The following is a 23,086-nucleotide window of genomic DNA, read 5'->3' on the forward strand; positions in this document are numbered from 1 at the left end:
TCTGGGATTCCCGGTGGCGACACCACAACAGGTCCCGAGGAGATCCTGGTCACGCCCGGATGAGTGAAGGCTAGATCTCGACGCCGACGAGGATCGGCTCGGGCTGGAGCGTGAGGCCGAACTCGGACTGCACGCGGGCGCGCACGAAGCGCGCCAGCTCGGCGATCTCCTCCGCGGAGGCACCACCGCGGTTGGTGAGCGCCAGCGTGTGCTTGGTCGACAGGCCCGCGCGCGAGCCCGGCAGCCGGAAGCCCTTCGCCACACCGGCATGCTCGATGAGCCACCCCGCGCTCACCTTGACGTCCTGGGCCGCGGCGACGATCGGCGGCACGGTTCCGTCATAGGCTGCCAGCGGAATGGCCGTGGCGGTCGCGGTGCCGCTGTCGGCGGCGACCGGCCATCGCGGGCACTCGGCGGGCAGCGTGCGGGCGAAGTCCTCGGGGACGATGGCGTTCTGGAAGAAGGATCCGGCGCTGTTCGTGTCGGGGTCGGTCGGGTCCAGCACCATGCCCTTGCGCGCGCGGATCGACAGGATGGTGTTCCGAACCTCCGCCAGCGTCATCGACTCGTCATCGGCCAGTCCCAAGGCGGTGCGCAGCTGACCCGGCGGGATCGAGAGCGCGGCATCGCCCACGATGCCGAGATCCAGCGTCACGCTCAGGATCACGGCGTCGCGTTCGGCCACCGAGCCGTAGTGGCTCTTCAGCACCGACGTGCGAAAGCCGAGTCCCAGTTCCGCAGCGGGAACGTCGGAGACCTCGCCGGTGGACTCGTCGATCAGTTCCACGCCCACCAGCGTCTGAACGATCTCCTGTCCGTACGCGCCGATGTTCTGAACGGGTGCGGCACCCACGGTTCCGGGGACGCCCGAGAGCGCCTCGATGCCGGCGAGGCCGTGCTCCACCGTCCAGGCGACGAGATCATCCCAGCCGTGGCCCGCCTGCACGCGGATTCGCGCGACGCCCTCCGCCGGATCGTCCAGGCGCTCGATGCCCGTCGTCCGAACCCGGATCACGGTGTGCGCCAGCTCCCCGTCGCCGGCGAAGAGGTTCGATCCACCGCCCAGCACCAGCCACGGTTCGCCCGCAGCCCAGGTGTCACGCAGCGCATCGACGAGCTCGTCACGGGTGTCCGCGTCGATCATGCGCGCGGGCACGCCACCGGAGCGCAGGGTGGTGAGCTCGCTGAGCGGAATCGGGGTGATTTCCACCATACTCAGGCGTCCGTGCGGACCGTGAGCTGCGCCTTGCCCAGCACGGTGGTCTCGCCATGCTTGACGGTGAGGTCGATGCGCACGGCACCCTCCAGCACCGCACCGACCACGGCGGTGATGTCAAGCTGTGCGCCGTCCGTGGCATCCACGACCACGGGACGAGTGAAGCGCACGCCGTAGTCGGTGATGCGACCGGTGTCGCCGATGGCCTCCGCCACGGTGTTCACGCCGACGCCCATGGTGAGCATGCCGTGTGCCAGGACCCCGGGAAGGCCGACCTCCGCGGCGATGTCGTCACGGTAGTGAATGGGGTTGAAGTCGCCCGACGCTCCGGCGTACTTCACCAGGCTGTCGCGGGTGAGGTGGACGCTGCGCTGTGCGACGATGTCGCCCTTTTCGAACGCGCTCATTCGGCTCCTCCTCCGACCAGCAGCACCGACGTCGCGGTGACGACATGAGCACCGTCCGCATCGGTGATCGTGGCTTCGCTCGTGACCATGGCGTTGCCGCCGAGGGTGCGGATGCCGGTGACGGCCAGCTGCGCCACGAGCTCATCGCCGGCGACGATCGGGCGCGAGTACGTGAAGCGCTGCTCGGCGTGCACCAGTCGATGCAGCTCGATACCGGAGTCCTCCAGCGCCAGCAGCTGCTGCATGGTGCGGTCCTGGATCACCATGGCGAACGTCGGCGGAGCGACGACATCGGCGTACCCCAGCGCGCGCGCCGCCTCGGGATCGACGTGCTGCGCCGCGGTGGCGAACGTGGCGCGCGCGAACTCGCGCACCTTCTCACGGCCGACGAGATAGGGGGCGGTCGGCGGGAACTCACGCCCGACCAGATCCGGATTCACACTCACCCCGCTATCCTATCGACCCGCCTTCCGCGGGCCCTCCGTGTGCGCCGGGGAAAAGATCAGGCGTTCGCGAGGATCGATGCCACGAGCTCGGCCATATCGGTGATGATGACCTCCGCTCCCGCATCGCGCAGACGCTCAGCCGGTGTGTGGGTCGCATCTCCCGGGGCGTAACCCCAGACGCGCGCGCCCGCGGCGACGCCGGCGGTGACCCCGGCCACCGTGTCTTCGACCACCACGGCACGCTCTGGCGACACCCCGAGCGCCGCCATGGCAGCGAGATACACGTCCGGCGCCGGCTTGGTGCGTGCGTGCTCGAGCCCGGAGAACACGTGGGGACCGAACGCGTCAGCGAGCCCCAGCATGCTCAGCTGCATCTCGATCTTCGCCCGATCCGCACCGCTGGCCAGCGCGATGCCCAGCGGGAAGCGCGCGGCCGCCGTGCGCACCGCTTCGGCGGCGCCGGCGATCGGCTGCAGGTGCGCGCGCAGCGCCTCGTCGCGTCCCGCCCGGAAACGCACGATCCAGTCCTGATCGATGCGGACACCGGTGTGCTGCTCGATCACATCGGCACGATCGATCAGGGCGTGTCCGGCGAACTCCGCCAGGCACTCATCGCGCGTCAGCTGCCAGCCGAGATCGGCCAGCATGCCGCGCAGCACCTCGTTGGTGAGTCCCTCGGAATCGGCGATCACGCCGTCGCAGTCGAAGATGACGGCGTCCACGCGAGTCGCGACGTCAGCGGTTGCGGTCATCGTCTCGGTCAGCTCCTGTCCGGGTGTCGGCGAGTGCGGTTGGCTGGTCCGACTCAGTCTTTGTTCCGACCGCGGACGGCCTTGATCGCCATCTGCAGGCCGATGTAGACCATGAACGCCGCGAACAGGATGTTGCCGAGCCATGGCTCGATACTGGTTGCGAAGTAAGCACCCACCGCCGTCGTGCAGCACGCCGCCAGACCGATGAGCGCTCCACCCAGCAGGTCCACGTTGCCGCGTCGGATGTTGCCGATCGTGCCGGACAGGGCGGTCGGGATCATCATAAGCAACGAGGTGCCCTTGGCTATGAGGTCGCTGGCCCCGAACAGCAGCATCAGCAGCGGCACCACCACCACGCCACCGCCGACGCCCAGCAGGCCGGCGAGCACCCCGGTGACCAGGCCGAGGAGCACGAGTCCGGGACCGGTGATCCAGGTCACGTGGAGTTCGGCATCCCGAGAGGGCACCACGAAGAACAGGCTGATGATCACCAGCACCACGAAGGCGACGAACCCCCAGCGCAGCGCGGTCTGGGAGATGCGCGGCAGCAGGGCGGTGCCGATCTGCGCTCCGATCACAGAGCCGACCGCGAGGATGAGGGCGGGGATCCAGGCGACGTTGCCGCCGATGGCGTAGGAGATCACCCCGACGGTAGCGGTCGGGACGATCGCGGCGAGGGACGTACCCGCCGCGATGCGCTGATCGAAGGCGAGCAGCATCACCAGCATCGGCACGATCACCGTTCCGCCGCCCACGCCGAACAGACCCGACAGAAGACCGGCCGCGAGGCCGATGACGAGATACAGGATGATCGAGCGCGCGGAGCGCGGGGCGGCGTCGGGGGTCATCACTGCTCGAGCCTATCGTCCGCCAGAGGACGCTATAGGCTGGCCCCCTCACGACGTCTGGGGGCATCATGATCATCTTCGGCACGCGCGGCACCGCGAAGTTCCTCGCCGCTCTGTTCACCGTCTGCGGCTTCTGTCGCGCGACGGCCGCCCAGCGGCTGTATCGCCGGCGCACGTGGTTCACGCTGTTCTTCATCCCGATCTTCCCGTTCGGCCACGGCAAGTACGTGATGCAGTGCGCCAACTGCGGCGAGCAGTCCGAACTCCCGCGCGATGTCGCAGACCGATTCCAGGTGGACGCCGCACAGCAGCAGGCGGCGCGCCAGGCGGCGGAATCGACCACCGCTCCGGCACCGTACTCCCCCGACGCCTCCTGAACCGGCGCGCCCGCCGGCGGGCGGGCAGCGAGTAGCATCCCAACGTGGGATCGGAGAGCGCAGGCGGCGGGACGGCCGTCTCGCGAACCACGCAGATCAGCACCGATCTCCGGCGCCGCATCAGCGCCGGCGAGTTCCCCATGGGCGAACGTCTGCCGAGCGAGTCGGCGCTCGGCGCCGAGTACGCCGCCACGCGCAGCGTGATCCGCGGGGCACTCGCACGCCTCGCTCGCCTGTCGCTGGTGGAGGCTCGCCCCCGCGACGGCTGGATCGTGCTCGACGCCCGTCGCACGCAGGGCTTCGCGCGCATGCAGTCCTTCGCCGAGTGGGCACTCGCCGGCGGTCGTGTTCCCGGTGGCCTCATCACCACGCGGGAGATCGGAGCCGCTACCGCACGTGAGGCGCAGCGATTCGGAATCCGACTGGGCGACCCGCTCCCCCGCTTCGTACGGGTGCGCACACTGGATGGGCGCCCGGTGATGGTGGAGCGATCAGTGTGGGCGCCATGGCTGGCATCGGTGGTGGCCGGCCTGCCCGATGACGTCGTGTCCACCACCGCCGCACTGGCGGAGGCCGGAATCATCGTCGCGGCCACCAACCATCGCATCGAGGTATCCGCCGCGTCCACCGAGGAGGCCGCGCTGCTGGGCGTGCGACGCTCGAGTCCGCTGCTCCAGGTCGCTCGCACGACGGTCACCGCCGAGGGGCGACTGGTCGAGATCGGCGTGGATCGCTATCGCGCCGGCGTGATCGCGTTCGAGATCGACGCGGGCACTCCGGTGCGCAGCGCGATCTGATCCCACACCGCCCCGAGGCAGCCCAGTGTGCGCACTCGGCGAACGGACTCGCGGTGCGCCATGCGGACGATGACCGGTGTTCACCGCGCGTTCGAATTCGGTTGCTGGTGTCGGGAAGTACCCCCTCACGCCCGCGATTCAGGAGTTCGGATGTCCAGCGAGCCCACCCCCTTCACCCCCGACCCGTACGAGCGCACGAAGACCGTGCCCGAAGAGATCATCCGTTCCGGGCTGTCTCGACGCGGCATGCTCAAGGCGCTCGGCCTCATGGGGGCCGCGGCCGCGGTGGGAATCACGGGAGCCGTCACCGCGAGCGCTCCGGCATCCGCGGCAACAGGGGCACGCATCGCTCCGGCCGCCGTGCCCCGCGTGCGCGCCGTCCTCCCCGACGGCTTCGCCGGTGACATCACCGACATCAAGCACGTGGTCGTCCTGATGCAGGAGAACCGCTCGTTCGACCACTACTACGGCGCCCTCCCCGGCGTACGCGGTCACAACGACAAGCAGGCGCTGCGGTTCCAGAACGGCACCGACGTGTTCTCGCAGCCGTCGGGCAACTCCTTCGTGCGCCCGAGCCGCGTCACCACCGTCGCCGGTTCCACCACCGGGCTCGATCACTCCTACTCGGGCGGCACGGGAGCATGGGCCGGTGGTCGGTACAACAACTGGATCGGCGCCAAGGGCGCGAGCACCATGAACTATCTCAGCGGCGAGGAGCTGCCCTGGCAGTACTCGCTGGCCAGCGCCTACACGATCTGCGACAACTGGCACTGCTCCGTCATGGGCCCCACCACCCCCAACCGGCTCTATGCCTGGACGGGAACCTCCGGCGGGTCCAGCGACAACGGCGGCGAATCCAACGGCATGCGCGACTGGCAGACCTACCCCGAGGCGCTGCAGGATGCGGGAGTCTCCTGGCGCATCTACGTCGACAACACCAACAACGGCTCCAGCTGGGTCGGCGACTACACGGACAACCCGATCCGCGGATTCGCCACGTTCACCACGTCAGGGTCGACGGCCACCGATATCGCCAACCGCAACGATCCCGTGAAGAACGCCCCGGGTACGGGTCTGGTCTGGCGCGCCGGGTCCGCCCCGTACAAGGGCACCGGCGTGCCGAACAACGACAGCGACACGAACCTCAACGGCGTGCTGCGCGACTTCATCGCCGCCTGCCAGCCGGGCGCGGAGTTCCCGCTGCCGCAGGTGAGCTGGGTGGTGGCGCCGTACAGCTGGTCCGAGCACCCCTCCGCCAACCCGGAGCACGGGGCGCACTTCTGCAACCGCGTGATCTCCACGCTGCAGGGCAACGCGGAGATCTGGAACAGCACGCTGCTGATCATGACCTTCGACGAGAACGACGGCTACTTCGATCATGTCCTTCCCCCGTTCGCGGAGCCGGGTACCGAGGGCGAGTATTCCGGTTCGACTCCGCTCGGATACGGGGCCCGCATCCCGACGATTCTGGTCTCGCCCTGGACGCGCGGCGGCTGGGTGGGAACGGAGACGTTCGACCACACGTCGATCATCCGCTTCCTGGAGACCTGGACCACCGCCATCGGCACTCCGGCGCTGTCCACGACCATCACGGACTGGCGCCGCGCCATCAGCGGCGATCTGACCAGTGCGATGGACTTCCAGAACCCGATCTTCGACATTCCGGCACTGCCCGATTCGGATGCCCTCGTGCAGATCGCGCGCGCCGGTGGCACCATCAGCACGCAGGTGCCGGAGGCCGACAAGTGGGATGGCGGCACGCTGACGGCGCGCCCGCTGTCCTATCACCCGCACGGCACGTTCAGCGAGGACCGTACTTCCGGAACCGTGACAGCGTCCCTGAGCCTCACCGGCGGTCCGGACGGCAAGGCGGTGAGCCTGCAGGCCTTCCCCGATCGGTACCTGCCGTTCGCCAACACCCCGTACACCGTCTCCGCGGCGAATCCGCGCACCCACACGTGGGACGCGACGGCCACCGAGGGACGCTATGCCTTCTCCGTCTACGGACCGGACGGGTTCGTCCGATCCCACGCGGGAACTGTGATCCCGGCCGGGCAGAACAACGCGGGAGTGCCGCGCGTAGACGTGGATCTGATCGGCGGCTCCGAGCCCACGGTCGCCCTGCACCTGCGCAACGACGGTCGTCAGCCGGTGCACTACAACGTGGTCCCCCACGACTTCGCGGGCGAGGCCCGACGCGTGTGGGTGAAGCCCGGCGAGACGGCGGAGCTGATGTGGCCCACCGACAACGGGTACTACGACATCGTCATCACGGCTGACACGAACACCGGGTGGGAGCACCGCTATGCCGGCCGGATCGCCCAGCTCGGCTTCTGACGCGAATCGGAGAACGTAGACATGAACGCGAAACGCACCGGCCTGCGCCGGCTGGCGCTCATCGTGCTGGCCACGATGAGCGTGACCACACTGATCGGACTGGCGGGACCATCCGCAGCACCCGCGGAAGCGGCGCCCACCGTCTCACCCGTCGCCACCTACACCTTCGACGGTGACAGCGGCGCCACGGTGACCGACACCTCCGGCAACGGCCTGAACGCCACCTGGATCGGCACCCCTTCCTACGTCTCGGGCGTCTCGGGGTCTGCCGTGGCGGTCTCGTCCGGCAAGAACTACGTGAAACTCCCGCTGGTGGCGGGCAAGACCGACGCATCGGCGAGCTTCTCGTACGAGTTCTGGATGCAGCTGCAGAGCCGAACCTCCTACGGCACGCTGATGAGCAACCAGAACTTCGTCTCCTGCAACAACGCCGGCATCACGCTCTACAACCAGACCACGCCCGGCGTCCTGCAGGCCTGCTGGGGTCAGACCGCCGGTGGCACCAAGGAGTATCTGAACGGCGCGACGCCGAACATCCAGGGCACCTGGCACCACATCGCCGTCACCGTGGATCGCACCGCCAACCAGGTGAAGATCTACACCGACGGCGCACTCACCGCCACCTCTCCCGCCGGATACGTGAACGCCAACACGAAGTTCGCCAGCGGACTGGCCTTCAACATCGGCGGATTCAGCGGCAGCGAGACCGACTCGGCGGACGGGTACACCAACGCCCTCATCGACACGCTCAGCTTCTACAACGACGTGGTTCCGGCGTCGCAGGTGGCGGCTGACTACGCCGCGCAGAAACCGCTGCAGTACACGATCGCGTTCGACGGCAACGGCGCGACCGGCGGCAGCACCGCATCGCAGCTGCTCGTGGGCGGGCAGACGGCCGCGCTGCGAAAGAACGGCTTCACCCGCAACGGCTTCCTGTTCCAGGGATGGGCGGCGAGCCCCACCGGGCCGATCGTGTACACCGATGCGCAGAGCGTCGCCGACCTCGCGGTCACGCCCGACGCGACCGTCACCCTCTACGCGGTGTGGGCCGCGCGTCCCGCCACCACCGATGGGTCGACGCTCGCTCAGGGATTCGTCTCCAGCGTGCTGCGTGCCCCGAGCGGTCGCGTCGGCGAGACCGTCTCCCAGTCCGTCGCCGGTCTCTGGAACGGCGCCGCCCCGACCTCGTTCACGAAGACGGACGGCGACGACTGGCTGACCGTCAGCGCGGACGGCGTGGTGACGGGCACGGTGCCCGAGGCCGCGACGGAGTTCCCCGGCTGGATCGACGTCTCCGCGACGAACGGAACCACCACCTCACTGATCAGCGTGGAGGTGCCGGGCGTGGCGATCGGCGCGCCCGTGCCCCTGGACGCCGTCACGTGGGACCTGTGGGACGGCGGCTCGCACGTCGACGATGCTCTGCTGAAGAACCTCGCCGTCATCGCGGAGAACGGCTTCGACGTGATCGGCGTTCAGCATGACGGCGGCACCGGGGCCGGGGCCCTCGCCACCGCTCTCGGCTGGCACGCCGTCGAGGGCCCCGACGGCACCGGCATCGTGTCGCCCTATCCCCTGACGGAACGGGTGGATGCCCAGGACGGAGCCCCCGCGTTCGGTGTCACCGCGGACGTCTGGGGACAGGACATCCGGGTGTGGAGTGTGGCGCTCGATTCGGGCGCGTACGGACCGGACGCGGCCTGCGACGCCGATCCCGCCGATCCCGCGACGCTGATCGAGACGGAGAAGGCCACCCTCCGCTTCGCACAGGCAGAGGCCGTGACCCGTTCGCTGCAGGCCGACGTGGCGGCCTCCGCGCGCACGGCCGTGATCGTGCTCGGTGACCTGCAATCGCCCGCCGGCACCGATTGGACCGCGGACACGGCGGCCGCGCACTGCACGACCGGAGCCGTGGACTGGCCCGTGCCCGCAGCCTTCGCTGCGGCAGGACTGACCGACGCGTTCCGTACCGCCAACCCCGACCTCGCTGACCGCGGCGACACCTGGTCGCCGATCATCGCCACGCGCCCCGATGGCTCTTCTCAACCGCAGGATCGCATCGACTACGTCCACTTCGCGGGTGCCCCGCTGACCTTGGACGGCGCGAACACGGTGGTCGCCGGATGGCCTTCGAAGACGAACATCATCGGCAACGCGTGGGCCAGCAACCACCGTGCCGTGGTGGGGTCCTTCCGGCTCGGCGCACCGGCCTCCGCGGTGGCTGCCACCGCGCAGGACGCGCAGGCGGCCACGGATGCCGGTGTGGCGGTCACACTGTCGCCCACGTTCTCGGCGGGAACCGAGATCGGCGGCCAGCCAGCCACGGGCGAGCTCACGGTGACCCCGACCGACGCCGCGCAGGGGACCTGGACCGTATCCGGCAACGACATCACGTTCACGCCCTCGCCGGCCGCCGCCGACGAGACCGTGACGGCGACGTACACGGTGAGCTCCAGCAACGGCACCACCGCGAGCGCGACGCTCACCGTGGTCGTCACCTCCCCGGCCGCGCCGGCCACCGCGAGCGCGAGTTCGGCGGTCACTGATCCCGGACGCGCGGTCCGCGTCGTGCTGACCTATTCGGCCGGGACCCTCGTGGGCGGCACACCCGCCACGGCCACGGTGGAGCTGGTGCCCGACGATCCGGCGCTGGGGACGTGGGATCTCAGCGATCAGGCGTCCACGGGCGTTCTCGCGCAGCTGCTCGACCTCGTCGCTCGCGCGGGCGGCCCCGAGCTTGCGTCCCGGTCCGTCGTGTTCACGCCCGCGGATGGCGTCGCCGATACGACGGCGACCGCGACGTTCACGGTGAGCTCGTCCAACGGCACGACCGCGACGAGCACCGCGACGGTGAGCATCGGCTCGGTGGCGGCATCACCGAGCCCGACGATGACGCCCACCTCGACGCCCACGGGCGAGCCGACCGGAGAACCGACGGGAGAGCCCACGGGCGAGCCAACCGGAGAGCCGACCAGCGAACCCACCGGAGAACCGACCAGCGAGCCGACGGGCGAACCCACCGGGCAGCCCACGAGCGAGCCGACGGGCGAACCCACCGGGCAGCCGACAAGCGAACCCACATCTGAGCCCACGGGAGAACCGACGACACAACCCACAGGAGAACCCACCGGCGAGCCCACCGCCCAGCCGACCACACAGCCCACCGGAGAACCCACGGTGCAGCCCACTGGTGAACCCACGGCACAGCCCACAGGCGAGCCCACCGCCCAGCCGACCACACAGCCCACCCGAGAACCCACCGGCCGGCCCACGGGAGAGCCCACGGGTGAGCCGACAGCTCAGCCCACGGGTGAACCCACGGCACAGCCCACAGCTCAGCCCACCGGGGAACCGACACCGAACCCGTCTGCGTCGGGCTCGGTGACACCGCCTCCCCCGAGCGCGACGTCGGATCTGCCGTCGACCGGATCGGATGCTTCCTCGCTCGCGCTCCCCGTGGTACTCGGTGCGATGCTCGTCGCCTTCGGAGCCCTGGCGTTGCGCGCACGCGTGCGCACTCGCCGCCGCTGAGTCCTGAGCGGGCGAACGGCTCCGGCGCACCCCGTGAATGGGGTGCACCGGAGCCGTTCTGCGTGCAGGATCCGACACGGGTGGCGTTCAAACGCGACCCGGTGACCAGGTCAGTCGGTCGGTCGCGGATCCAGATGAATCCCCGCGAGCATGCACCGCACCGAGCCGCCCGCCAGCTCGATCGGTCCCACCTCCAGCGGGAGGATCCGGCACGAGCTCTCGATGACGGAGCGCTGCGCGGCGGTGAGGGCGCGCTCCGCCGTGGTGGACATCGCGAGCAGGCGGGAACCATCGCGGGACCGCAGTTCGATGGCGTTTCCCGCGAAGGCGTTGAGCTGCTCGAACGACAGATCGATCAGCTCGTGCCCGCCATCGGCCAGGCGCTGCAGCACAGCGGCCCGACGGCGTTCATCGGCGATGGCCGCCGAGCCGATCAGGGCGAAGTCCGTGGCAACACACATCATGACGTTGGTGTGATAGATCGGCGTGCCGTGCTGGTCGGCGGCGTCGAACAGCATCGGCTCGTAGCCGAACGTCGTGCAGAAGCGCTCGAGAAGGAAGGGGTCAGCGCGTGCCGATCGGGCCGCATACGCGATGCGAGCGACGTGATCGAGCACCATCGCCCCGGTGCCCTCCAGGAACAGCTCGTCCGGTTCCAGGCCGGAGTAGTCGATCACCTCCTGCACGCGATACGCCCGCTTCAGGAACTCGATCACGTCGCTGCGTCGTTCCCCGCGACGATTCGCCGCGCGCATCGGATACACCGCGACCCGGCCGCCCGCGTGCGTGGAGAACCAGTTGTTCGGGAAGACGCTGTCGGGATGCGAACTGGTGCGATCGTCGAACAGCACCACCTCCACGCCGGCGTCTCGCAGCCGTTCTGCGGCCTTCGTCACGGTGGTCCGCGCCTGCCGCGACACATCGGTCTCGGGCTCGGACTGGAACGCGTTGTCGATCGCGGTCTGCGGGTTCGGTCGGAAGTGATGCGGACGGATCATCACCACCGCAGCCGGGGCCTGGGCGGAGAAGCCCGTCACCTCTCGATCCCGGCAGCGGCGATCAGCGAGAACAGGTCCTTGGGGTCGCGGGGGTCGGCAACGAGGTCGACGGCGGATTCGGTGCCGTCGAACTCGTCGGCCAGCAGGCACAGCGCGGAGAAGTCCTCTACGGCGAAGCCCACGGAGTCGAACACCGTCACCTGATTCGGATCGGTGCGCCCCGCTGCTGCACCGGAGAGCACTTGCCACAGCTCGACGGCAGGGAAGTCGTCCTCGAGGTGCTGGATCTCCCCCTCGATCCGGCTCTGCGGCAGGTACTCCGCGAAGACGGCCGCGCGGCGGAGGATCGCGGGATCCAGCTCCGTCTTTCCCGGGCAGTCGCCGCCGATCGCGTTCAGGTGCATCCCCGCGGTGACGAGGTCGTCGGTGAGCACCGTGGCCAGCGCCTTGTCGGCGGTGCAGGTGGTGACGATGTCCGCACCCGCCACGGCCTCGGCCGCGCTGCCGGCTCGCACCACCTCTAACCCGAGCGCGCGGGCGTTGCGCTCGAACTTGTCCATCGCGGCGGGATCGGTATCCCACACCCGCAGCGTCTCGATACCGAGGACCCGCCGGAAGGCGAGCGCCTGGAACTCGGCCTGGCTCCCGGTGCCGATCAGTGCCAGCACCCGCGAATCGGGCCGCGCGAGCACCGAGGCGGCGAGCGCGGAGGTCGCCGCCGTGCGCAGCGCCGTCAGCAGCGTCATCTCCGCGATCAGCACCGGGTATCCGGTCGCGACATCCGCCAGCACGCCGAACGCCGTGACCGTCTGCAGCCCGGTGCGTGGGTTGTCCGGGTGACCGTTGACGTACTTGAACGTGTAGCGGCGGCCGTCGCTCACCGGCATCAGCTCGATCACGCCGCGCGCCGAGTGGCTGGCCACCCGCGGCGTCTTGTCGAAGTCCTCCCATCGCAGGAAGTCCTCCCGCAGGCGCGACACCAGCCGCTCGGTCAGTGTTTCCACCCCGTGCCGCGCGATCCAGGCGGCCATCGCGGGCACATCGATCATTCGTACCGTGGCGCCGCTCATCGGCGACCCTCCATTCCGATGACGTCGTCATCCTCGTCCAGCGGGTGGCGCACCACCGGGATCGGCGCGGTCAGGGGCCGGCCCTCGCGCAGCAGCCGGCGCTTGCGCAGCTGCCACAGCACGGCGAGGATCGCGAACCACACCGGTGTGGCCAGGAACGGCAGCCGCGTGTCCTCGCCGTACAGCAGCGTGGCGGCGATGAACACGAAGAACACCAGCACCATCCACGGGGTGACCGCGGCGAACGGCATCTTGAACTTCGAGGCGGCGTGACGCTCGGGGAAACGACGGCGGTAGATGATGAAGCTCACGACGATGCTGCCCCAGGTGAACAGCACGAGGGTGGCGCACACCGACGACACGAAGGTGAACGCAGCCGACACGCTGTTGCCGAGCAGCAGCAGCGGCACCGCGGCGAACAGGAAGACGCACGTGAACAGCGCGGCGTTGCGCGGCACTCCGCGCGAGGTGGCATGCGAGAACTGCGTCGGTGCATGGCCGTCCTTCGACAGCCCGAACAGCATGCGCGTCCCGGAATACAGGCCCGAGTTAGCGCTGGAGGCCGCCGAGGTCAGCACCACGAGGTTGATCGCGAGCGCGGCGATCCCGAAGCCGGCGTACGCGAGCGTTGTCACGAACGGACTGGCGTTCGGGTCGATCTTGTCCCACGGTGTGATGCTCATGATGATCGTCAGCGCCCCCACGTAGAAGATCAGGATGCGCACCACGATCGAGTTGATGGCCTTCGGTAGCGTCTTGCGCGGATTCTGCGTCTCCGCCGAGGCGGTGCCGACCAGCTCTACCCCGATGAACGAGAAGATGCCCATCTGGAAGCCCAGGATGAAGCCGCTGAGCCCGAACGGGAACATCCCGCCGTGATCCCACAGGTGCGAAAGGGAGGCGGTGGTACCGGTGTCGGGGTTCTGGAAGCCGATGACCAGCATCACGACACCGGTGGCGATGAGGCCCAGGATCGCGACGATCTTGATGAACGCGAACCAGAACTCCACCTCGCCGAAGTACTTCACGGGCTGGAGGTTCAGGAGGGTCAGCGCGAGAGCGGCGATGAGCGCCGGCATCCAGTGCGGGATGCTGGCATTGAAGTACGCCACGTAACCGGTGATGGCGACGATGTCGGCGACACACGCGACGATCCACGAGAACCAGTAGGTCCACGAGACGAAGAACCCGGCCCACGGCCCGATCATGTCCTTCGCGATGTCGCCGAAGGTCTTGTAATGCAGGTTCGACAGCAGCAGCTCACCGAGCGCCCGCATGACGAAGAAGATCATGAACCCGATGATCATGTAGACGAAGATCACGGCCGGCCCCGTGACGCTGATCATCTTCCCGGATCCCATGAACAGGCCGGTGCCGATGGCACCGCCGATCGCGATCAGTTGAAGGTGCCGGTTCTTCAGCCCGCGGGCGAGTTCTTCGCCCTGTGCCGGTAACGTGCCCTGCGACATACCCATCACTCCCTTGGAATAGGTGGGCCGGCTCGTCCCCCGGGCGGCCCCGTGGCCTCAACCTAGCGACTCACTGGCCTGCGACTGAATATCAAAAAATCTTCCAGAGCGTCATACTCTCTAGCATGCTCACGATTCAGCAGCTTCGCGTCCTGCTCGCGATCCGCGACCACGGAAGCCTGTCGCGTGCCGCGGCCGAGCTGCGGTACGGCGTCCCCACGGTGGCCCATCACCTCGATGCGTTAGAGGGTCACCTGGGCGCTCGACTCGTGGAGCGCACGCCGCGGGGCACGGATCTCACGCCGCTCGGCGAGCTGTTCGCCCGTGAGGCTCAGCACATCCTGCGCCGGGTGGAACAGGCCGAACGCATGGTGGCGCGCCAGCGCGAGGCGGGTGTCGCGACCCTCCGAGTCGGCACGTTCGCCTCGTTCGGTGCGCGGTTCCTGCCGGCGGCGATCGATCGCCTGCGCGCCGAGTATCCGATCACCGTCGAGATCAGCGAGGCCGAGCCCACTCGACTGGTGCACCTCGTCGAGGATGGCGAGGTGGATGCGGCGCTCATCTACGACTTCGCGGACGACCCGCTGTTCGGCGGCGGCGGTCTGCGGTTGACCCGACTGCTGGACGAGCCGTTCCGCGTCATGGTGGCGGCGCACGGTCCACTCGCCGCACAGGAGGTGCTCGACCTTCGGGACCTCCGCACCGTCGCGTGGGTGTCCAGCCGCAGCGACGACGAAGCGTCGGGACGAACGATCCGTCGCGCCTGCCGTTCGGCGGGATACGAGCCGCGCGAGCTCATGCGCACGGACGACCTCGCGATGATCCACGGCCTGGTGGCGCAGGGGCTCGGCATCGCGCTCGCCACGGAGATCGCCGTCGATCCGCGCTTCGACGTGTCGCTGCGACCCGCACTGCAGGATCTCGGGTTCCGGCGCATCCTGTTCGCCACCAGGCCGGGACCGCTGCTGCCTGCGGTGGAACGGCTGCGGACCATCCTGCAGGAACTCATCAGCGAGGCCGCGGCCGGGTGACGACAATGGTCGCAGCGCCGGTCAGGACGCTGCGACCATCGGGTGTCGGCTCAGACTGTGCGTGAGATCAGTCGCGCAGCGCCCGCGTCCGACGGCGCGCCATCAGCACGGCTCCCGCCGCAACCAGCAGCAACGAGACGAAGCCGGCTGCCGCCCAGGACGAAGCGTCGACACCTGTGGACGGGAGTCCTCCGGTCGGCGCGCTCGCCACGGGTGCCGGGCCGCCGGGCGTCGTGTCTTCGCTTCCGCCCAGGGCAGGAGTGCCCGGGGCCGAGGTCTCGCTCGGGGCGGAGGTTTCGCTCGGTTCCGGCGTCTCGCTCGGCTCAGGAGTCCCGCTCGGCTCAGGAGTCTCACTCGGCTCAGGAGTCTCGCTCGGCTCCGGTGTTGATGTCGGTTCCGGGTCGCCCGTCGGGGTCGACGTCGGCTCCGGGCTCACCGTGGGTAGCGGCGTTGATGTCGGCTCCGCCGTCGGCGACGGGGACGGCGTGGACGTCGGCTCTGTGGTCGGCGTGCCGGTCGGCGAGGGGGTCGCGGTCGGTTCCGGAGTCGCCGTCGGCGTCGGTGTCGGTGTCGGTGTTGGTTCGGGCGACACGGTTCCGCTCGGCGTCGGCTCCGGGCTCACTGTCGCACTCGGCGTCGGTTCCGGCGTGACCGTGACACTCGGCTCCGGCGTCGCCGTCGGTTCCGGCGTTGCCGTCGGTTCCGGCGTCGAAGTCGGCTCAGGCGTTGCCGTCGGCGTCGGCGTCGGCGTCGACGAGGGCGTTGCCGCGAGCGCGACAGTGACAGTGACGCTGTCCGACACCCCCTCCACCCGCGTACTGCGCGCCGTGATCCGATAGTCGCCCGGCACGGCGTCGACTGCTACGTGCAGCACACCGGACTCATCCACCGTGAGCGCCGGCTCGACGTCCGCCCGCAGGGCGACGCGCGCGATTCCGGCGTTCGCCTCGTCCACGCTCCACGCGATGTCTTGGCCCCACTCATCGGTCGTCGTATACGGCGCGGCACCGATGACATTCACCGCGATGGGAGCGGAATCCCCCGGCGCGAGCTCGGACTCCGTCATCGTCAGCTCGATCGACTCCGGCCGCGGGTGCGTCGTGACCACCTGTTCCGGACGCAGTTCGCTCGGGTTGGTGATGCCGCTCGGCAGCTGGATGCCGCCGGGGAACCGGTACGTGTCGGGCGGGCTGGTGGGCCCGTAGTTGCGGGGATCATCGTCCCATCCGGTGACCACGAGGTCCACGGTCGATCCGTCGTCCAGCGTCGCCGAGACCACGCCGGGCATGCCCAGCTCGCTGCGTGAGAGACCCACGGGGACGTCCATCGGCGCCAGTTCCGCGAGGCTGACCACGTGGCGGGCGATCACGCGCACCACCGCGACGATCGGCGCGGACACCCCGGCCGCGCGACCGAGGAAGGTGTGCTCCCCCTCGTTCTGCAGCTGGTCCGCCGTGATCTCCGGCCACGCCACCGCGACCTCCGCCGTCTCGCCGTTCGAGTACGTCACGGTGACCTTCTCGGGCAGCGTCGGCACCTCCCCCGGCGCGACATCGACCGAGACGGGGCTCACCGACGACAGGAACACCTCCGACAGACGCAACGACGGCGCGAGTGCCGTCTCGGACATCTCGAAGCCCGCCGGCAGGTTCGCCGGCAGCGTGAGCTTGCCCGCACCGTAATCGGCGAACGCCTGCTTGGCGCCGAGGATCGAGAACGCGTCGAATCCGGCGTTGTCGCGGTTGTAGTTCGCGATGGCGCTGGCGGGGATGTCGATCGCGAAGCTGATCGGTCCGGAATCGGCCGGGAGGGAGCGGATGTAGTCCGCGACATCCAGGTCGATCGCGTTGCCGTTGTCGATGATCTGACCGTTGGTGAAGGCCTGGTGCGACACCGGGACCAGCTCGTCGTACGACGGGATGCCCTCGTTGGCCGAGTAGTCGGCGTGCGCGTAGCGGGAGATCTCCGCGCCCAGGGGCGCGTTGTTCCACGTGAGCGTCGAGGAGTTCCACGTGGGCTCGGTGGCGTACACATCAGCGGTGAACGCGGTATTGCGCAGGCGCTCCGCGTCTGTGCCGCCCGCTCCCGTCCACGCGTCATACCGCGAGACGTAGAGCCGGATGGACGCATCCTTCACCGCGGAGAGATCGCCCTCGTAGGAGGACGGGTCGAACTGCACGTAGATGCGGCGGGTGAACCCTGCCGACGCGGCGTTCTTCAGCTTGAGCACCAGATTGTTGGACATCGAGACGCCGAACGGGAACTTGTACTTGTCGGCCGCGGCGGGCGCGGTGCTGGTCCCCGCCTGCGCACCCATTGCGGTGGTTCCGGATCCGCGCTGAACGAAGCTCGCGTCCAGGGCGATCGACTCACCCTGTGCGGTTCCGGCACCGAGGTCACCGACCACCGTGACGGTGGCCTCGATCGGAGCGCTGGGCGTTCCGCCCACGGTTCCGGTTGCCGTGATGGTGCCGGCGGTGCGATAGCTGTCCCCGGGGATGAGGTCCCAGGTGACCGGTCGCTTCTCGGTGCGCTCCGTGGTGTTGCTGCCTGCGGTCTCGCGGACAGTCACGTCCAGCACCTCGGGCAGCGTCGGGTACACGCCGGCGGCGGTGGGCACGGAGACCTCGGGAAGCACGAGCGTGGCCACCGTCTTCACCTGCGACACCTGGTGCGCACCGATGTCGAGTCCGACGCCGGCGGTGTTCGCACCGAAGAAGTCCTCGGACGGACCCCCGGTGATGGCGGTACCGGCCGTGACCGCGGGGCTGGTCGACGCGATCTGGAACAGCGACGCCCGCTCGCGGAGCCGCCCGCGCGAGGTGAAGTCGGCGATGCGGTCGGTGGCATCGTCGAACGTGGTGGTCGCCTGGGATGCCAGGCGGGAAGCGAGCTGTGCGTCACCCTCGATGGCGAGCTGGGGCTTCGCGAAGATGTTGCCCGCGGCCTCCATCTTGGCGACGTCGACACCGCTCGCGGCGCTCGCCAGGCTCTCCGGCCAGAAGATGTTGTTCTTCATGAGCTTGTCGGGTGACCCGAGCGCGCGCTCGATGGCGTCCTTGCCGTCCGACGGGTGCGCGGTCAGGAACTTGAGCGATCCGGCGCCTTCCTTCATCAGGATGTTGTTCCAGAAATAGGCGTTGGTCCCGGAGTTGTCGCCCGAGTTGCCCTCACCGAACAACGCGGTGGAGATGCCGTCGCCCACGTACAGGGTGTTGTTGTAGATCTGGGGCATCGCGGAGCCCTCGTTCTTCACCCAGTAGTGGAAGATGCTCTGTTCCTTGTACGTGTAGCCGCCGCCACCGCCCTTGTCGGCGTTGGTGCCGCGGTTGCCGCCGCCGTCGTTGGCGGAGATGTTGTACCGGACGATGGAGTCCTTCTGGTCGGACATCAGCAGCATGAAGCCGCCCGCGTTGTGATGGCTGTAGTTGTACTGGTAGACCACGTTCACGCAGCCGAGGTCGATGTCGTACGCCTCGGCATCGTTGTAGCCGAACGTGGTGCCGTAGACCTCGTTGTACTGGAACAGCGCGTCGTTGTTGGACATCGACCAGACGCCGGCGAAGTTACGCGCGCCGTAGTCGGCGTTCGCGGGACGCACGGCGATGTTGCCCTCGACGAGTCCGCCGGATGCGACCTCGCTCAGCACGATCGCATCGCCGGAGACGTCCTCCAGGTAGTTGTTCTTGATGCGGATGTCGGACATCGTCTTCTTGAACGAGTTGCTCACCGCGGTGTTCGCGTCCGCCTTGGTGCGGATGCCCTCCAGCCCGACGCGCTTGACCACGTTGTTCTCGACGGTCACATCGTGGAAGCCGGTGGACGAGCGCCACTCTCCCGCGGGCAGCAGCACTTTCCCATCTGGGTCGACCCAGTGGCCCAGGATGATGATGCCACCGGTGGCCTTCAGTGCCGGCCCCTGCGACGCCGGCGGGAGGCCCGGCTGCTGGAAGTACTCCGACTGCACGTCGTGGACGTAGTTGTTCGCGACGCGAATGGACGTGAACGTGCGGTCCTGCTCGTAGCCCATCACGAGGATGCCGGCGCGCTGCGCGTCGCCCGGCTTCTTGTACCCCTCGGGATTGGAGGCCTCGGGGCTGTTGGTCACCTCGAGGTTCTGAATCTGCCAGTTCTCCTGATTGACCAGCTGCACCGCACCGGTGATGTACCGCTTGAAGGTTCCCGTGCCGTAGGTGCCGCCGCCGTTGATGACGGGGCGCCGCTCCGCAGTGAAGGTCGCCGTCCCGCCTTCCTCGTTGTAGAAGTCGACGGCGATCGGAGCCTCGGCAGTGCCGCTGCCCTTCGGGTGCAGCATCTGACCGTTCCAGGTGCTGTCGGATTCGAGCAGGATGTGATCGCCCGGCTCGAACGTCGTAGCGGAGACCTTGGTGAGACTCTTCCACGCGGTGGCGGGGCTGGTTCCGTCAGCGCTGTCGGCACCGGACGCGCCGTCGACGTAGTAGGTGGTCCCGGTCGTCGAGGGGCCGATCGAGGTGAAGGCCGCCGGTTCCGGCTCGACGGCGGAGGCCGCCGGCGGGGCGGCGACGCCCGGTATGAAGAGCGCCGCGGACAGTGCCGCGGCGAGAGCCACGCGGGAGATTCTCATTCCGACGCAGTCCTTTCTGTGTGGGGAGGTTCGTGTCGCGATGCGCGTGCGGTTGTGCCGCCGTGCGGATCGGTGACAGGTCAGGGAATGGCGTCGAGCAGCAGGCGGGAGAGGTCGGTGGTCACGCGGAGGGGCTCGGCATCGATCTCCTCCGCCAGCCGCTGCGCGAGCAGGTCGTTCACGTAGGCGTTGCGGGCGAGCTGCGGCGCCTGTTCGAGGGTGAGCAGTCCCCCACCCACCTTGTCCACGAGGATGAGACTCTCTCCGTCCGCGAATCCGTCGATCACGATGCCCGCCTCGGCGTGCTGCATGGCGTCGAGGATCTGGGCGGAGTACAGGTCCTCTTTCGAGATCTCCTGCGAGTCGATGTGCAGCTCGTCGATGCTCGCGCCCGCGGCCGTGAGGCGCTCACGCAGCTCCGCGGTATCGGCGGCATTCGCCGCGGTGGCGTTTGCCGTGGTCGTCCCGAGCACCGCGTCACCGCCGTGAACGCGCCAGACGGTGACGGCCAGGTCGGACTCTTTGTACACGTCACCGAGTCGCTCGAATGCCGTGCGCAGCTCCGCGTCGTCGGGCGGGGACCGCTCGAGCAGAGCGGCGCGCACGGTGTCCTTGAGTTCTTCGGCGCGGGAGCGGATGCGCTCGTACGCGTCCACGCCGCCCGGGGTTTCGGTGACCGCGCGGAATGCCGACGTGTCCGCGCCGACCTCATCGGCGACGCGGATCAGCGCACAGTCGGCCGCAAGCGCGGATTCCACGGCCGAGGCGAGAGCGTCGACCGGTCGCGCACCGTCGTACTCCTGCCCCCAGAAGTCGGAGCCGTAGGACGCGATGTCGTGCTGGGTCGCGAAGTCGGTGCCGACCGCGCTCTGCAGGCCGAGTCCATACGTGGTGGCCGTGACGTCGGAAACCGGGTCGCCGCCGCACATCGCAGCTCCGGTGTCGCCCTCACGCGTGATCGCCCATGCCCCGGCTGACACTCCCCCGATGAGAAGTGCGGCGATGACCGCTCCGATCAGCGTCCGTCGTCCTTGACGCGCCCTCTGCATGCCTGTTCCTCCGGGACTGCGAGTTGTGAACACTGTTGTTCACCAAATCACAGTCTTAAACAGAGAGGAACACTAACGAAAGTTCGTGTTCATTATTGATCACTTCGGTCGCAGCACGGGCCGCCGCGCATCGGTGGAAGCTGGAAACCGCACCCCCGCACCGCCTGCGCAGAGGCGTCTTCGACCTTTCATCGCTGCGATTCGACGGCCCAGTTCTGGAAGGCGAACGCCGCGAAGGTCGGCACGAGCGCGATCGACATCGTGGCGGCGAACAGCGTGACACCGGCCGCTGACGCTCCCGCGGCCAGGTAGACGGCGAGAACCAGCTGAAGGCTCACCGACACGACTCCCGACGCCAGCGCGGTGAAGAAATACACGCGCGATCGAAGCGGCACCGTCGGGACGAGCGCCACCCGGAGCAGGAGCGCACCGATCGCCAAGACTCCGAGCACACGCAGCACCCACGGACCCGGACCCATCGCAAAGCTGAAGAACTCGAAGACTAATTGGTCGTACACCAGCGACGCGCTCGCGAGGAGGGCAGCCCAGAGTGCGAGCCACGATGCCGCTCCCACGAAAGCCAGGGCGGCGAGCAGAGCGATGAGCACTTGCGCGCGGCGGGAGGTGTTGAGCCCGATGACGATCGCGCCCCACAACATCGCCACGCCTGACAGAAATGCCGCGGCGCAGAGGGAGATCAGAGGCCACGGCGACCCGGGAACGGGAGCGAGGAAGAGGAACGCGGCGATGCCCAGCATCACGCCGGCGGCACCGAGCACCACCGAGATCCACATGGCGTGTGCCGGATGCGACATCACTGTCCTCTCCCCGTTTGGGCGAGTCTAGGCCCGATGCCCGCCGTCGCCGCAACAACTGCGCTCGGTGACGGTGCAGATCGTCGCGAACTTCACGGGGCGCACCGTCGAGAACCCGACGACGCGCCCCCGACGCCGGATCAGCGAGCCGTGCGAGCGAATGCCACCGCGGCGAGCGCTGCCGCCTGATCGCCGAGCACCGCGTCGTCGAACACGACGCGCGGCGAGTGATTCCACTCGACCGTCGCCAGATCAGTCTCCGGAGGCGAGGTCATCAGCGCGATGAACGTGCCCGGAACCTCGTTCAGCACGAAGGCGAAGTCCTCTGAACCCATCATCGGCGTCGGCATGATCATCACCCGCTGCTCGCCGAAGGTCCCGCGCAGCACGTCGACGGTCTCCGCCGTCTCCGCCGCGTCGTTGACCGTGACGGGGTACATCGTCTCGAAACGCACGTCGACCGACAGTCCGTGCGCGCTCGCGACGCCCTCGATCACCCGGGGCAGGCCCTCCTGCAGCGTCTGCAGCGATGCCGGAGACATGTTGCGCACGGTGGCGGCGAGTTCCACCTGCTCCGGGATCACGTTCACGGCGCCATCGCCGGTGGACAGTCGGGTGACGGACAGCACGATCGGGTCGAACGCGTCGAACCGGCGCGTCACGAAACTCTGCAGCGCCAGGACGATCTCCGCGGCCGCCGGCACCGGATCCAGCGTCTGCTGCGGCTGGGATCCGTGCCCGCCGCGTCCCTTGACGGTGACGAAGAGCTGGTTCGAACCAGCCGCAACCGCACCAGAACGCGTGGCGAACATGCCCCGCGGACCCGGAGCGACGTGGATCGCGTAGGCGGCGACGGGACGCTCGCCTGCGGCGTCCAGCAGACCCTCGTCGAGCATGACCTTCGCTCCGCCATGCCCTTCCTCACCCGGCTGGAACATGAAGATCACGGAGCCGTGGAGTTCGTCGCGTCGGGCGGAGAGGAGCTTCGCGGCACCGACCAGACCCGCGGTGTGCAGATCGTGCCCGCAGGCGTGCATGTTGCCGTTGGTCGAGGCGAAGTCGAGGCCGGTCGCCTCGTCGATGGGAAGCGCGTCCATGTCGCCACGGAGCAGGACCGCAGGGCCCGGATGGGCGCCGCGAAGCACGGCGACGACCGAGGTGGTGGCCGTTCCCGTGGTGATCTCCAGCGGAAGTCCGGCGAGGGCGTCGATGACTTTCTGCTGGGTGCGGGGCAGGTCGAGTCCGAGCTCGGGGTCGGCATGCAGTGCTCGGCGCAGCGCGACGAGTTCGGGAAGGATGCCGACGGCGTCTGCGGTGAAGTCGGGGGCGGTCATGAT

General features: G+C 68.7%; 17 protein-coding genes. 5 read left to right on the forward strand and 12 right to left on the reverse strand.

What is annotated here, in order from left to right:
* Positions 1–70 precede the first annotated feature (70 nt).
* Genes ABTV68_RS16430 through ABTV68_RS16450 form a run of 5 tightly spaced genes read right to left on the reverse strand, consistent with a single transcriptional unit; the run spans position 71 to position 3,669 of the window.
* Complete coding sequence (locus ABTV68_RS16430) at positions 71–1,213, reverse strand: UDP-N-acetylmuramate dehydrogenase (RefSeq protein WP_433674768.1); 1,143 nt, start codon at positions 1,211–1,213, stop codon at positions 71–73.
* 2 nt (positions 1,214–1,215) lie between these two features.
* Positions 1,216–1,623: a MaoC/PaaZ C-terminal domain-containing protein gene (locus tag ABTV68_RS16435; protein ID WP_433674769.1), complete on the reverse strand. Its 408-nt coding sequence runs from the start codon at positions 1,621–1,623 to the stop codon at positions 1,216–1,218.
* Complete coding sequence (locus ABTV68_RS16440; RefSeq protein ID WP_433674770.1) at positions 1,620–2,069, reverse strand: FAS1-like dehydratase domain-containing protein; 450 nt, start codon at positions 2,067–2,069, stop codon at positions 1,620–1,622. Before ABTV68_RS16440 ends, ABTV68_RS16435 begins: the two co-directional genes overlap by 4 nt.
* Before the next feature lie 56 nt (positions 2,070–2,125).
* Positions 2,126–2,821, reverse strand: coding sequence for an HAD family hydrolase (locus ABTV68_RS16445; protein ID WP_433674771.1), 696 nt, complete (start codon positions 2,819–2,821; stop codon positions 2,126–2,128).
* Positions 2,822–2,874: 53 nt separating this feature from the next.
* A complete protein-coding gene (locus tag ABTV68_RS16450) occupies positions 2,875–3,669 on the reverse strand; it encodes a sulfite exporter TauE/SafE family protein (RefSeq protein WP_433677633.1) in 795 nt (264 codons plus the stop codon).
* A 68-nt stretch (positions 3,670–3,737) separates the two neighbouring features.
* On the opposite strand from ABTV68_RS16450, the gene ABTV68_RS16455 reads away from it, so the two are divergent.
* The 4 genes from ABTV68_RS16455 (at position 3,738) to ABTV68_RS16470 (ending at position 10,711) form a co-directional block, all read left to right on the forward strand.
* Positions 3,738–4,046, forward strand: a complete 309-nt coding sequence (locus ABTV68_RS16455) for a zinc-ribbon domain-containing protein (RefSeq protein ID WP_433674772.1) — start codon at positions 3,738–3,740, stop codon at positions 4,044–4,046.
* 44 nt (positions 4,047–4,090) lie between these two features.
* Entirely contained in the window at positions 4,091–4,843 is a 753-nt protein-coding gene (locus tag ABTV68_RS16460) for a GntR family transcriptional regulator (RefSeq protein WP_433674773.1), read from the forward strand.
* 150 nt (positions 4,844–4,993) lie between these two features.
* Positions 4,994–7,180 (forward strand): alkaline phosphatase family protein, encoded by a 2,187-nt coding sequence (locus ABTV68_RS16465; protein ID WP_433674774.1) that lies wholly within the window; start codon positions 4,994–4,996, stop codon positions 7,178–7,180.
* A 21-nt stretch (positions 7,181–7,201) separates the two neighbouring features.
* Positions 7,202–10,711 carry a LamG-like jellyroll fold domain-containing protein gene (locus ABTV68_RS16470; RefSeq protein WP_433674775.1) on the forward strand — a complete coding sequence of 1,170 codons (3,510 nt, stop codon included), beginning with the start codon at positions 7,202–7,204 and terminating at the stop codon, positions 10,709–10,711.
* A 110-nt stretch (positions 10,712–10,821) separates the two neighbouring features.
* Here the strand turns inward: ABTV68_RS16470 and ctlX are convergent, their stop codons facing one another.
* The 3 genes from ctlX to ABTV68_RS16485 are packed head-to-tail and all read right to left on the reverse strand — an operon-like array spanning position 10,822 to position 14,254.
* On the reverse strand, positions 10,822–11,748 hold the full coding sequence (gene ctlX, locus ABTV68_RS16475) for a citrulline utilization hydrolase CtlX (RefSeq protein ID WP_433674776.1): 927 nt from the start codon (positions 11,746–11,748) through the stop codon (positions 10,822–10,824).
* Positions 11,745–12,779 (reverse strand): ornithine cyclodeaminase, encoded by a 1,035-nt coding sequence (locus ABTV68_RS16480; RefSeq protein WP_433674777.1) that lies wholly within the window; start codon positions 12,777–12,779, stop codon positions 11,745–11,747. The genes ctlX and ABTV68_RS16480 overlap by 4 nt, the downstream gene beginning before the upstream one ends.
* Positions 12,776–14,254: an amino acid permease gene (locus tag ABTV68_RS16485; protein WP_433674778.1), complete on the reverse strand. Its 1,479-nt coding sequence runs from the start codon at positions 14,252–14,254 to the stop codon at positions 12,776–12,778. Before ABTV68_RS16485 ends, ABTV68_RS16480 begins: the two co-directional genes overlap by 4 nt.
* Before the next feature lie 119 nt (positions 14,255–14,373).
* Here ABTV68_RS16485 and ABTV68_RS16490 point away from each other — a divergent pair, with 119 nt between their 5' ends.
* A complete protein-coding gene (locus ABTV68_RS16490; RefSeq protein ID WP_433674779.1) occupies positions 14,374–15,279 on the forward strand; it encodes a LysR family transcriptional regulator in 906 nt (301 codons plus the stop codon).
* A 67-nt stretch (positions 15,280–15,346) separates the two neighbouring features.
* Here ABTV68_RS16490 and ABTV68_RS16495 read toward each other — a convergent pair whose 3' ends face one another.
* The 4 genes from ABTV68_RS16495 to ABTV68_RS16510 form a co-directional block, all read right to left on the reverse strand.
* Entirely contained in the window at positions 15,347–19,885 is a 4,539-nt protein-coding gene (locus ABTV68_RS16495; protein ID WP_433674780.1) for an Ig-like domain-containing protein, read from the reverse strand.
* Positions 19,886–19,965: 80 nt separating this feature from the next.
* Positions 19,966–20,934 (reverse strand): hypothetical protein, encoded by a 969-nt coding sequence (locus ABTV68_RS16500; protein WP_433674781.1) that lies wholly within the window; start codon positions 20,932–20,934, stop codon positions 19,966–19,968.
* 188 nt (positions 20,935–21,122) lie between these two features.
* Positions 21,123–21,749, reverse strand: coding sequence for a hypothetical protein (locus tag ABTV68_RS16505; protein ID WP_433674782.1), 627 nt, complete (start codon positions 21,747–21,749; stop codon positions 21,123–21,125).
* Between the two features lie 140 nt (positions 21,750–21,889).
* On the reverse strand, positions 21,890–23,083 hold the full coding sequence (locus ABTV68_RS16510) for a M20 metallopeptidase family protein (protein WP_433674783.1): 1,194 nt from the start codon (positions 23,081–23,083) through the stop codon (positions 21,890–21,892).
* Positions 23,084–23,086 lie beyond the last annotated feature (3 nt).

The organism is Microbacterium gorillae, assembly GCF_050990725.1.
Lineage (GTDB): Bacteria > Actinomycetota > Actinomycetes > Actinomycetales > Microbacteriaceae > Microbacterium > Microbacterium gorillae_A.

What these genes read in the sequence shown, in the direction of transcription:
- ABTV68_RS16490 (WP_433674779.1), top strand. Translation starts at nt 14,374, where the DNA reads ATGCTCACGATTCAGCAGCTTCGCGTCCTGCTCGCGATCCGCGACCAC.
- ABTV68_RS16455 (WP_433674772.1), top strand. Translation starts at nt 3,738, where the DNA reads ATGATCATCTTCGGCACGCGCGGCACCGCGAAGTTCCTCGCCGCTCTG.
- ABTV68_RS16500 (WP_433674781.1), bottom strand. Translation starts at nt 20,934, where the DNA reads ATGCAGAGGGCGCGTCAAGGACGACGGACGCTGATCGGAGCGGTCATC.
- ABTV68_RS16485 (WP_433674778.1), bottom strand. Translation starts at nt 14,254, where the DNA reads ATGGGTATGTCGCAGGGCACGTTACCGGCACAGGGCGAAGAACTCGCC.
- ABTV68_RS16465 (WP_433674774.1), top strand. Translation starts at nt 4,994, where the DNA reads ATGTCCAGCGAGCCCACCCCCTTCACCCCCGACCCGTACGAGCGCACG.
- ABTV68_RS16470 (WP_433674775.1), top strand. Translation starts at nt 7,202, where the DNA reads ATGAACGCGAAACGCACCGGCCTGCGCCGGCTGGCGCTCATCGTGCTG.
- ABTV68_RS16435 (WP_433674769.1), bottom strand. Translation starts at nt 1,623, where the DNA reads ATGAGCGCGTTCGAAAAGGGCGACATCGTCGCACAGCGCAGCGTCCAC.
- ABTV68_RS16510 (WP_433674783.1), bottom strand. Translation starts at nt 23,083, where the DNA reads ATGACCGCCCCCGACTTCACCGCAGACGCCGTCGGCATCCTTCCCGAA.
- ABTV68_RS16430 (WP_433674768.1), bottom strand. Translation starts at nt 1,213, where the DNA reads ATGGTGGAAATCACCCCGATTCCGCTCAGCGAGCTCACCACCCTGCGC.
- ABTV68_RS16495 (WP_433674780.1), bottom strand. Translation starts at nt 19,885, where the DNA reads ATGAGAATCTCCCGCGTGGCTCTCGCCGCGGCACTGTCCGCGGCGCTC.
- ABTV68_RS16505 (WP_433674782.1), bottom strand. Translation starts at nt 21,749, where the DNA reads ATGTCGCATCCGGCACACGCCATGTGGATCTCGGTGGTGCTCGGTGCC.
- ABTV68_RS16445 (WP_433674771.1), bottom strand. Translation starts at nt 2,821, where the DNA reads ATGACCGCAACCGCTGACGTCGCGACTCGCGTGGACGCCGTCATCTTC.
- ABTV68_RS16450 (WP_433677633.1), bottom strand. Translation starts at nt 3,669, where the DNA reads ATGACCCCCGACGCCGCCCCGCGCTCCGCGCGCTCGATCATCCTGTAT.
- ABTV68_RS16480 (WP_433674777.1), bottom strand. Translation starts at nt 12,779, where the DNA reads ATGAGCGGCGCCACGGTACGAATGATCGATGTGCCCGCGATGGCCGCC.